This is a genomic window from Amycolatopsis sp. NPDC041971, from assembly GCF_055588925.1.
This window is the reverse complement of the sequence record NZ_JBVJCE010000005.1, coordinates 81,909-92,895: the sequence shown is the minus strand read 5'-3', so window position 1 is coordinate 92,895 and position 10,987 is coordinate 81,909. Positions and strand designations below refer to the sequence as shown.

The window sequence follows — 10,987 nt, the reverse complement described above, 5'->3', positions numbered from 1 at the left end:
TTGGAAGGGGTGATGGGGTCCAGCCAGTTCCGACGCGCATCAGCGAAGGAATGATCAACCGTCACCCCCGCTCGCCACGCGTCACGTCATCGCTCACGACAACCCGCCCCACCGCGCCAATTCTCATCCACCCGCGAGGGTCTTCTTTTGGCTGCCACAGCTTCCTTACCCGCCCTGAAGGTAAGGAAGGGGTGCTTCGCCACCTGACACGACGCCGGTTCTGCACTGTGAAACCGCCAGCACGAGCGCACATCCGTGCGGCAGGGCGGGCGGCCGAGCCGAACCGTCTGGGCGGGCCCAGCGCTTTCGCGCCGGGCCCGCTCAGACGGGAAACAATGCTGTTCGGCCGGGTGGTCAGATGGTGCGGCCGCAGTCGTTGGCCACTGGTTTTCCGTCGAATCGGTCGGTGAGAAACTTCAGCGCGCCGTCGGCGCCGAGGATTTCACCGACGATGTGCCCGGTGACCGGCATCCGCGATTTCTGCACGGTGGCACCGTCGCGGCAGTAATTCTGGAGCAAGTGATCGACCGGGGCGACCGGAACGAATTCGTCGGCGAGTCCTTGGTAGTTGTAGAACGGCATGCGGGGAGTCTTTTGACCGGCACTGTTGGCGTTGAACAGGTATTCCGCCTGCGGTGAACCGATCACATCGCGAATGGTGGTGTAGTTCTCGATGCGATCGAAGGGATGGAACAACGCGATGTCGAGTGTGCAGGCGTCGTCGTTGTCGGCGAAGAACTTTTTGCCCTTGTCGTTGAGGACGGCCTCGACGCCCGCCTCCGGGAAGGTGCGGGAGAGGCCGATGAAGCCGAGCAGGAGCAAGCCTGAGCCGAGGCCGCCGTTGTTGTATTTGAACATCTCTTTGAAGTCGGAGGGTACTCCGCCCGCCGCGGCGCCCACGATGTTCAACTCGGGCGCGTAGGACGCGGCTTGTTCGGCTGCCCAGGTCGTGGCGATTCCGCCGCCGGAGTAACCCCACAGCCCGACCGGTGTCCGCGGGGAGAGTCCCATCGGCGGGAACTGCTGCGCGGCGCGAATCCCGTCCAGCACCCCGTGCGCGGACTGGGCGCCCGCCAGGAAGTCCGAGTTCGGGCCTTGATAGTCGGAGTAGACGACCGCATACCCTTTCAGCAACGCCGTCACCGACGCGGCCACCTCGTAGGTGGAGGCAGGTGTGGGCTCCTTGATTCCCACCCGCAATGTGTAGGACGGTTGGCATCGGGTGGACAGGGAGTCCTCGGCGAGTTGGTAGGAGACCAGCGGTCGCGGCCCCTTGCCGGTCCAGGGCGAGCCGGAAACCGCGATCGTAGCGGCTTCCGCGACCGGCCGGTTGTGACTGTCCACTGACTTGTACAGGACCTGATAGGCCTTGACCGGTACCGGCACTACGAGATAGACGGCAGTGATCTGTCGCGACCGCAGCACCGTTCCGTTAGGACTGGACTCATACCCGACGGGCGGCACATAGAAGGGATCGTCTTTCGGCAGCGGGATGTTGTGGTCGCTCACCGATGGCGGCTGCTGAGCGGAATATGCGGCGTCCGCCGTGCCTGCCGCGACACCGGTGAACCCCACTGTCGCGGCCAGCACCGCGGTGATCATTCGTTTCACTAGTCGAATTCCTTTCCACGATACCGATTCCAGGCCAGCGGCGAGAAGTTCCGTCACTCGCCCATCGACCTGCCGCAACGTCGCGCCGGTCGATCACCGACTTCAACGACGCGCCGAGCAAGTGGTAACGGAAATTTTCACAAGCAGTCGGACGCGGTCATGTGATCTACGTCACGGTATCGTTGCTTGAAGGCGCAACCACATCGGTTTACTCGTTCAAGCCGAAGGCGGACCGCCATTGAGGGCAGCGCTGACCCGAGGGGGGCAGTTCGACTCGTCACCCACCTCGAAACTCCAATATGGATGCGAGAGGAAACAGCAGTCGCCGCGCCTCTCCCGTGATCGGTGTTTCCGGCGTTGCCGATCAGCAGGTTTCGGCTCCCGGCCAGGGGCCACCGAATGACGTCCTTTCCGAACGTCGTCAGACAGCGATGTCGAGCAGCAACACTATCGGGAGTGAGATCACCGAGGCCAGCGACATGGCGACGGTGTGGGTTTTGAATGTGCCTCGGGTGCTCAGTCCCAGCAGCGATTGGAACATCCAAAAGAAATTGCTGCTGACGTGAGGGAGGAACAGCGAGCCCGAGCAGGCGGCGAGGGCGACGAGCACGACTGGGACGCCCAGCGTGCCCGCTATCGGTGCGAGGATGCCGGCCGCGGTGATCGCGGAGATGGAGATGGATCCCATCGCGATGTGCAGGATGGCGGCCACCAGCCAAACGAGTATGAGCGGCGGGAGGAAGCCGGCGCTGAACGATCCGGCAAGGACGTCTCGCAGTCCCGACTGGCCGATCACTTCGGCGACCGAGCCGGAGAGCCCGGACAGCGCGAGGATGGGGCCTGCCATCGCCAGCGCCTTGCCCACAGCGGCATTGACCTGCTGCCGGGGCAGGACGCGCCGGGCAAGCAGATGTGCCAGGCCGGCGCCGATCGCCATCGCGATCACCGGGTCGCTCAACAACGCGACGGGCCCCAGCCGGAAGTGGAAGGCGTTGGCAAGCGCGCCCAGGGCGATCAGCGACAGGGCCACCAGCACGGGAGAGACCGATAGCGGCAAAGGCAGCTGACGCACCTCCTCGTCCGGCGGCCGCGTGACCGTGGTGGTCGTGAGTGCGGTGGAGCTGCTGGTGCGGGCAGGCCCGCTGTCGCCGCCAGCCTCTGCCTCGAGTTCGTCCGTGGCAGGATTCCAGGGCAACAGCCGGCGCAGCAGTGCGGTGAAGGCCAGCATGGTGAGCACGGCGGCGGGCAGGCCGACGGCGAGCCCGAACAGGAACATCTCACCGAGCGGCACACCGAGTAACCCCGCAACGGCGAGGGCGGCCACACCGGGGACCACGAAGACCAAGCCGACCTCGATCCCAGCGGTCAGCGCACCGCCCATGAGAGCGACGCCCCCGTTGCCCAGACGAGTGCCCAGCCGCCGAGCCAGTGGCGCGGTGAGCATCAGGACCACGTCGGAGTAGATGGAGGTGAACACGGTCGAGAGAGATACGGCGAACACCATCGGGACGCGCTTCTCCCCGACCACACCCAGCAACCGTTCCAGGACGCGATGCAGGGTGTTCGTGGCGGCGAGCAGTGAGCCGATGACGACTCCGAAGGTGACGAGTATGCCGATCTCGGCCATCACGTCACCGAACCCGGTGGCCAGGGCTTCGGTTGTGCCGGCGGCCCCGAGGCCGGTGGCCAGCCCCAGGTAAGTGGCACCGATCAACAAGCCGAAGATCGGCGGGGTCTTGATCCAAGTGATCAGCACGACCATGCCCACGATGGCGATGCCGGTGTGGGCAAGGAGCCAGGCATCGGACACGGTGCCTCCTCTGGACTCGCGGAGTGGACGGCGCCGGTGCCGCCCCTTCACAGCGACTCAGTAAGCCCCGACCGTGGGGTGCCGGTCCAAGACCGGGTTGCTGGCAAAGTGATAGGCCCCGGCTATCGGCCGAAGAGGAGGTTCGGAGTGGATGCTCGTCAGCTGCAGTACTTCCTGGCTGTCGTCGACGCCGGAAGTGTCCACCGGGCCGCGGAACGGCTTTACGTCGCGCAACCGTCGGTATCTCAGGCAGTGCGCACGCTCGAGCGGGATTTGGGCAGTCTGCTGTTTCACCGGACAGGTCGTCGTCTGGTGTTGACCGCCGCCGGGCACGCTCTGGTGGCTCCCGCGCGTGAGGTCATCCGTGGGCTGGACCTCGCCCGGGCCACGGTGGAGGCCGTGGACGGTCTCGTCGGCGGGGAATTGGTCGTCGCTTCGATGCCGTCGCAGTCGGTCAGTCCGCTCGCAGGCCTGATCGCCGCGTTCGCCGGCCTGCACCCGTCGGTGCAGATTTCGGTCCGCGCGGCGAGCACACCCGCCGACGTGGGGAGGATGCTCACGACCGGTGACGCCGAGCTCGGCGTGGTAGCGACCTCGCCGACGGCCGCGGCCTTGCCCGGGTTGGAGGCTCTGCAGCTGGAGACCCAGCACTTCGCCGTGCTGGGCCGCGATGAGGCGGCGCTGCCCCCGATGGATCCGGTACGGCCCGCCGATCTCGCCGGAGCCGCGCTCATCGTCGGCCAGCAGGGCACGGGAATGCGGAGTGTGGCCGACGCCGTGCGCCGCCAGGCTCCGGGCAGCCGGTTCGCGGTCGAGGTGGAACACCGGGAAGCCGTGCTGCCGCTCGTTCTCGCCGGAGTGGGCATCGCGGTGGTCAGCGATTCCTGGCGCGCGCTGGCCAAGTCCGCGGGCGCCGCCGTCCGTGCACTGGACTGCTCCGATTCGCTGGAGGTCTCGCTGCTGGCCCGGCCAGGGCGGCAGAGCCCGGCCGCCGCGGCATTTCGCGACCTGGCGGAATCCGGACTCGCGATATCCGGCTGATAGGTGCAGCCATTCAGTGTGGCAAGAACTGGGTCTTGGACGCACCAGCCCCCCTCGTCGTCCACTGATCCCATGACCAGCTACCGCATCGCACTCATCCCCGGTGACGGCATCGGCACCGAGGTGCTGCCCCCCGCTCAGGCGGTACTCGCCGCCGTCGGCAGACGGCACGGGATCCGATTCGCCTACGACTCTTTCGACTGGTCCTATGAGCGCTACCTGGCCGAGGGCGCGATGATGCCCGCCGACGGCCTGGACCGGATCCGACGGCACGACGCGGTACTGCTGGGCGCGGTCGGCTGGCCCGGGGTGCCGGACCACGTGTCGTTGTGGGGATTGTTGATTCCCATCCGACGCGGCTTTCAGCAGTACGTCAACCTGCGTCCGATCAAAGTGCTCGACGGGGTGCCCAGTCCACTGCGCAACGCCGGCGCCGGAGACGTGGACCTCGTCGTGGTCCGGGAAAACGTCGAGGGCGAATACTCCGAGATCGGCGGGCGGCTCGGCCGAGGCACCGAGGACGAACTCGCCGTGCAGGAGGCGGTGTTCACCCGCAAGGGAGTCACCCGCGTCGTCGAGTACGCCTACGCACTGGCAGGGAACCGCGCGCACTACGTGACCTCGGCGACGAAGAGCAACGGGATCGTCCACACGATGCCGTTCTGGGACGAACTGGTGGAAGAAGTGGCGCAACGGCACCCGCACGTGCGCACCGACAAGGAGCACATCGACGCCCTCGCCGCCAAGCTCGTCCTGGCACCGGAGCGGTTCGACGTGATCGTCGGCTCCAACCTCTTCGGTGACATCCTCAGTGACCTGGCCGCCGCGGTGGCCGGGAGCATCGGCGTCGCCCCCGCGGCCAACCTCAACCCGGAACGCGCATTCCCGTCGATGTTCGAGCCGGTGCACGGCTCCGCTCCCGACATCGCCGGGCAGGACAAGGCCAACCCGCTGGGCGCCATGTGGTCGGCGGCACTGATGCTTGACCACCTGGGGCATCCCGAAGCGAGCGAGGAACTGCTCGCCGCCGCGTTCGGTGCGCTGGCCGACGGCATCAGCACCGCGGACCTCGGCGGGACCTCGAATACCGCCGGCTACACGCGCGCGGTGTTGGACCGGGTGAGCACGCCGGCGAACGGGGACGGCTGAGTTTGTGGTTCCTACTCAGGCAGGAGACCCGAACCATGCTGGACGCGATGAATTGCCAGGGTTCACTGAGGCCGCACCCCTGTAGCCGACGATCTGTGAGCGTTCAGCCGCGCCAAAGGGCCGGCAGTGCGCACTTTTGCCGTCGGCGCCACGGGTCGCGGCCAGCCGCGCCGCCGCCCATCCCATTCGACCGTCGCCGACGTCCTCAGCGAATTCGGCGATGAGCGGGCCGCCGTTCGCGCGGTGTTCGACTGGTCCTACCGGCGACTCCCACAGCAGCAGGCACGGCTGTTCCGCCGCCTCGGCCCCGGCCTGTCCCTTCCGGCCGCCGCGGCGTGGTGGGCATGATCGCCGCTCCACGCCGGACAACACCACCAAATCAACCTTCGGGCTCGGCTTATCCGCACCCTGACAACTGACGGTGAATCAACGACTCGACCCGAGGGGGTCCATGACGGTCACATACGGCGCGGATTCCAAGGGGCGGTCGGTGAAAAAGCGGACCGTCAAATCGGCGACGTCGGCCGCACGCTCCAGGACGACCCAGTGGTCGGAATCCTTGATCGTGAGGAACCGGCTGCCGGATATGGTGGCCGCGAACTCGCGCTGCCGTTCGGGAGCGGTAATGGAGTCGTGTTCGCCGGTGAACACCAGTGCCGGTACCCCGGACAGGCCACCGTCGAAGGACGGGCCGCTGATCAGGGAACGACGCAGGTAATCCATCACGTGCGGAACGTGGACGGCGACGTGAAGCATCGACCGCCGCACGTACCGATACACGAGGGAACGTCGCGGGATGCGGCGATTCTCATCGAGGCACAGCTGCATTCTCGCGGCCACCGTGGCGAACTCCTCGGTCTCCCCGCTCGCGAGGTGGTCGGCCGCCTCGCGCAACGATTCCCTCTGTGCCGCGTCGGTATGCGAGACCACTCCACCGAGGATCAGCCGCGCGATGCGGTGAGGGCTGCGCTGAGCGCAGCCGAAGGCGAGTTCCGCGCCGTAGGAATACCCGAACAGGTTGACCCGCGGTACGCCGAGATCGTCGATGATCCGGTCGAGCGCGGCGCACATGAAGTCGGTGCCTGCCCCGGGAGGCAACGGGTCCGACGTCCCCATTCCGGGGAGGTCCGCCGTCACCAGGCACGCGATCGGGGTGATCCGATCCTCCATATGCGGCCAGCCGTTACTGCCCTGGAGCCCGCCGCCGATCACGATCACCGGCTCGGTCCGCGGGTCGGACTGCCGGAGCAACCGGTAACTGAACTGTGTCCGACCGATCGCCAGCGGACGGACAACTTCCTCGTGCATGCTCTACTTTCTGCTCCGAATACGGTGTCGAGCCAGGGCTCAGCAGCCTTTTGTGAGGACGAGGGCGGCGTTGTGGCCGCCGAAGCCCATCGAGATCTTGACCGCGCACTCGAACTCGGCGGTCCGGGCTTCCTTGGTCACCACGTCGATCGGTATGCGGATGTCCCTGGTCTGGAAGTTCGCCGTGGGCGGCACCAATTGCCGCTCCAGGGCCAGCACGGTCAACGCGGTCTCGATGCCCCCCGCCGCGCCGAGAGTGTGCCCGGTCATCGGCTTGGTCGAGGTCACCAGCGGCTCCTCGCCGAGGACCCGGCGCAGCATGGTGGCCTCGATGAGGTCGTTCATCACGGTGGACGTCCCGTGGGCATTGACATGGCCCACGTCGGCCGGCGCCACGCCCGCGTCGTCCAGCGCGGTCCGCAGCGCACGCTCGATTCCCTTGCCGTCGGGTTCCGGTGCCACCGCCGCGTAGGCGTCGCTGGAGGCGCCGTAGCCCGCGATACCCGCCCGTACACGCGCTCCGCGAGCGACGGCGTGATCGGGTCGCTCCAAGACGACCAGACCGGCACCCTCGCCGACCACGAAACCGTCGCGGTCGGCATCGAACGGACGGCACGCCGTCGACGGATCGTCCCGGCGCGTGGACACCGCCCTCATCTGGCAGGCACTGGCGATCAGCAAGCGGGAGCACACGGATTCGGCGCCACCGGCGATGACGATGTCGCACGCACCCGAGCGCAGCAGCTGCAGGGCGGTGCCGATCGCGACCGTGCCCGAGGAGCATGCGGTGGAGACACTCAAGCTCGGTCCGCGCGCGCCGAGGTCCATGCAGACACTGCTGGCGGCGCTGTTCACCGTGGTCATCGGCGCGAGCTTCGGCGAGACACGTCGTGCGCCTTTTTCGGCGAGGACGGTACTTTGCTGGTCGTAGAAGGGGAGGCCCCCGTGGGCCGAGCCGATGACCACCGCGATCCGATCCGTCTCCCAAACCGAGGTGTCGAGACCCGCGTCCGCCACGGCTTCCCGCGCCGCGATCACCGCGAGCTGCGAGAACCGGTCCATCATCCGCAACGCCGGTACGCCCAGCAGGCTCACGGTGTCGAGGTCGTCGACGGTGTACATGAAGTCGCACGACAGACCGCGAAGTTCGTCCTGGTGTCGCACCCCCTTGACGCCGCCGGGTTGTGTCACACCACGCCAAGCGGTCTCGGCTCCGATTCCCGCCGCGGTGACCAGCCCCAGCCCCGTCACCGCGGCGCTGAGACGCGGTGCCGTCATGCGGCGAGCTTCTCGTCGACGACCGCGGCCAGCTGTTCCACGGTCTCCCGGGAGGTCAACTGGACGTCTTCGAGGTCGATGCTCAGGTTCTCCTCGAGGAGCACACGCAACTCTTCCAAGGCGAGGGAGTCCATGCCCAATTGGTGCAGTGAAGCTCCGGAACGAACTTCGGCGGGTTCCACCCCGAATTTTCGGGTCAAGAGGATGGCGATCTCTTCTGCGACGGTCACGCTGGCATTGCCTCCTATTCGATCTTCGCACCCTGCCGTCGTCACGACACAGCAGCAGATGCCCACAGACTGCGTTTATACCCCTGACAGGCTAAACTTTCACTTTTTGACTCGATGGAGTGAAAACTGCCGGAACAATTTTCGAACAATTGTCAGAAATGGCAAGTTCAGCGATAAGAAGAAACCTGCAACGAAAGGATGGCCCACTTCCAGGGCGGAACCCGCACCCGACGGGGACGTTGCCGTCAAGGGAGAAGCGTTGGCGCGTCACGATTATTCGCGTCTTACCTTATCGCCCGCGAACGAGCATACAAGCCAGAAGACGACCGACAAGCATCGGGTCAGTCGCCCGGCTTCCCACATCCGTCCCAGCGTTCAACTCCGATCGCCCATCGAGCCTGCCACGATTGACGTCAGCGCATCGTGCAACGTGACCGACACACGAAACAAACCATAACCTCGTCTTATGGTCACTGCCACACACCCCTCCCCCATGAAACTCCGGCCGGCAATGTGGACATCCAGCCATGACGACCGACTTGGGACTGACCAGCGGCGACTCGGCGTTTATTACTCGGGCGCCCCCGTCAATACGCGCACGCACAATACACTCGAACCAGTGACCACAAGACAGCCGGAGCGACGACTTCCGTGACACGACCGTGGGAATCGCCGCTCGGCTCTGTTCGTTCATCTTGAGCGCGGCGTTTCCGCGCCTGGTGTCATGTCCGCTGCGGTGTGGCCGGGCAGACGCCCGCGGCGAGCCACTTCTCCCGCAGGTCGGCCGGGATGGTCAAGGCGGTCGACTGGCCGTTGGTGAGGGTGCGGACGCTGCCGCCGAGCAGAAGACTGCTCGCCTTGTCGAGCACCGCCGTTGCCGCCCGGCTGCGGTCCTCCGACCGCTCCAGCAGTCGCATGGCCTGTACGCCTGCATCGACCGCGCGGTCCCAGCCACGTGAGCGCGGTACCTCGAGCAAGTCGGCGACGTCCTCGGTGACGACCTGTCGGACCATCGCGGCGACCACGCCGTCGAACGCCTTGCCGGGCACCATGCCCTCATACAGACGCAGGAGGTTACGGGTCAGCTCGATACCTTCGGCCGAGGAGGCATAACTCGCCTCGACGAGTTCGGTGTTCAGTTCCTGAGCCGCTCGCAGCGTTTCAGGAATCGCCTCGGCCGGGATGCCGAGCATCGCCCCGGTCACCCGCCAGACGTAGTAGTAGTCCTCGGCTTCGCGCTCGGTCACCGCGATACCCATCCGGCGCATCCCGTCGATGACCTGCACCGAGAAGATCAACAGCGCTCCCAACATGTCCTGCTGACACAGCGGGACGCCGTCCGCCTCGACATCCCATTCACCGGACCGGGTGATGAAATATCGGACGGCCGCGTGGATCAGCCGGGTCTTCTGGATCGTGGGCACGAAACTGCCGCCGGAACCGAACGGTTCGGGACCCATCAGGTTCAGCACGAACTGAGAGGTTTCCGACAACCGGCGGTGTGGCTGGTTGAGCCGGTGGGTCAGCGACAGGACGCGTGACGGCCGCGGTTGCGCGTAGCAATTCACCATCGCCCCGAACGACAGCACCGCGGCGACGTACACGCCGTCGTCGACGAAGAACTCGTACGCGCCCGCAACTCGTTCGAGATCCGCCCAGCTCGGTGGGGCGTCAGTGTCGATCAGGTACCGGCGTACCGATTCCGGTAAATTCTCCGGAATGGGTTGGTCGTTGTCCCGGAAGTGGGCCAACACCTCATTCACCGCGTCCGTTCGCTCGACGGCCACCAGATCGGCGACGACGGCGTCGGCGAGCGGATCACCCTGGTACTTCAGTGTTTCGAGAGCGGAGAGCCCCACAGGCTCCAGGATTTCCGACATCGGACCAGCCTGATCCTCCGCCGAAACGCGGCGCTAGCGCCGTCCGGGGGCAGCCCGAACTCGTTGTGATGGCCATGGTGATCACTGGCTGTGACACTCTCGGTCGTACCTGCTCGATCCAGGACGCGCCGGAGCTTCGCGAGTTCGACGGCATCATTTCGATACTGCCGGGTCGTCCGAGGGTGGGGTGGCGAGGCACGGCAGGTCACCGAGCGGAAGTGTGCGCGACACCGTTTTACGGAGTGGCAGGGCGGGTACCAGCCAGATGACGTCATGACTTTCACTCGGGGGTTGCCAAGCCGCGGCGCGGCTGTCACGACAAGGAATGGTGGTTCATGGGGTTGGGTTCCTGGATCGGCCGTGAAGTCGCGATCAAGATTCGTTCTCCGCGTGCTGCACGGCTGGATGCCGAACGATCGGCGAAGGTGGACGCCTGGGCGGGGAAGCATCGAGTGCTCAGTACCTTCGCCTCAGGTCTGATCTTTGCCGGAATCGCCTGGTGGATGGCGGAAAGACGCGACGGTTCCACCCCAGGAGAGATTCTCGTGTGGGAGCTGCTCCTGGTTCCGGCCGGACTGATCAGCGCTTGGATCGCCTGTACACGCATCAGACGGCGCGCGCTCGCTTCGCCTGACCGGAAGTCTCCGCACTCGACCTGAAGGGCCGTTCCGCCTTGAAGG

Annotated in this window: 10 protein-coding genes; 4 read left to right on the top strand and 6 right to left on the bottom strand. The window is 66.1% G+C overall.

Annotated elements, in window-relative coordinates; all coding sequences use genetic code 11:
• Positions 1–354 precede the first annotated feature (354 nt).
• Together ACZ6DT_RS13150 and ACZ6DT_RS13145 are read right to left on the bottom strand one after the other, a co-directional pair.
• A complete protein-coding gene (locus tag ACZ6DT_RS13150) occupies positions 355–1,602 on the bottom strand; it encodes a lipase family protein (RefSeq protein WP_465593973.1) in 1,248 nt (415 codons plus the stop codon).
• 430 nt (positions 1,603–2,032) lie between these two features.
• Entirely contained in the window at positions 2,033–3,421 is a 1,389-nt protein-coding gene (locus tag ACZ6DT_RS13145; RefSeq protein ID WP_465593234.1) for a GntP family permease, read from the bottom strand.
• 147 nt (positions 3,422–3,568) lie between these two features.
• Here ACZ6DT_RS13145 and ACZ6DT_RS13140 point away from each other — a divergent pair, with 147 nt between their 5' ends.
• From ACZ6DT_RS13140 to ACZ6DT_RS13130, 3 genes are all read left to right on the top strand, one after another.
• Positions 3,569–4,462 (top strand): LysR family transcriptional regulator, encoded by an 894-nt coding sequence (locus ACZ6DT_RS13140; protein WP_465593231.1) that lies wholly within the window; start codon positions 3,569–3,571, stop codon positions 4,460–4,462.
• 72 nt (positions 4,463–4,534) lie between these two features.
• Positions 4,535–5,611 carry a tartrate dehydrogenase gene (locus ACZ6DT_RS13135; protein WP_465593228.1) on the top strand — a complete coding sequence of 359 codons (1,077 nt, stop codon included), beginning with the start codon at positions 4,535–4,537 and terminating at the stop codon, positions 5,609–5,611.
• Positions 5,612–5,737: 126 nt separating this feature from the next.
• The gene (locus ACZ6DT_RS13130) at positions 5,738–5,959 is read left to right on the top strand and encodes a hypothetical protein (protein ID WP_465593225.1); all 222 of its coding nucleotides are present in this window, start codon (positions 5,738–5,740) and stop codon (positions 5,957–5,959) included.
• A gap of 78 nt (positions 5,960–6,037) precedes the next feature.
• On the opposite strand, the gene ACZ6DT_RS13125 is transcribed toward ACZ6DT_RS13130, so the two are convergent.
• From ACZ6DT_RS13125 to ACZ6DT_RS13110, 4 genes are all read right to left on the bottom strand, one after another.
• Entirely contained in the window at positions 6,038–6,919 is an 882-nt protein-coding gene (locus tag ACZ6DT_RS13125; RefSeq protein ID WP_465593222.1) for an alpha/beta fold hydrolase, read from the bottom strand.
• Positions 6,920–6,958: 39 nt separating this feature from the next.
• A complete protein-coding gene (locus ACZ6DT_RS13120) occupies positions 6,959–8,197 on the bottom strand; it encodes a beta-ketoacyl-[acyl-carrier-protein] synthase family protein (protein WP_465593219.1) in 1,239 nt (412 codons plus the stop codon).
• Entirely contained in the window at positions 8,194–8,427 is a 234-nt protein-coding gene (locus ACZ6DT_RS13115; RefSeq protein ID WP_465593216.1) for a phosphopantetheine-binding protein, read from the bottom strand. Before ACZ6DT_RS13115 ends, ACZ6DT_RS13120 begins: the two co-directional genes overlap by 4 nt.
• A gap of 722 nt (positions 8,428–9,149) precedes the next feature.
• A complete protein-coding gene (locus tag ACZ6DT_RS13110) occupies positions 9,150–10,307 on the bottom strand; it encodes an oxygenase MpaB family protein (RefSeq protein ID WP_465593213.1) in 1,158 nt (385 codons plus the stop codon).
• Between the two features lie 335 nt (positions 10,308–10,642).
• On the opposite strand from ACZ6DT_RS13110, the gene ACZ6DT_RS13105 reads away from it, so the two are divergent.
• Positions 10,643–10,966 carry a hypothetical protein gene (locus ACZ6DT_RS13105; protein WP_465593210.1) on the top strand — a complete coding sequence of 108 codons (324 nt, stop codon included), beginning with the start codon at positions 10,643–10,645 and terminating at the stop codon, positions 10,964–10,966.
• The last annotated feature ends 21 nt before the right edge of the window (positions 10,967–10,987 follow it).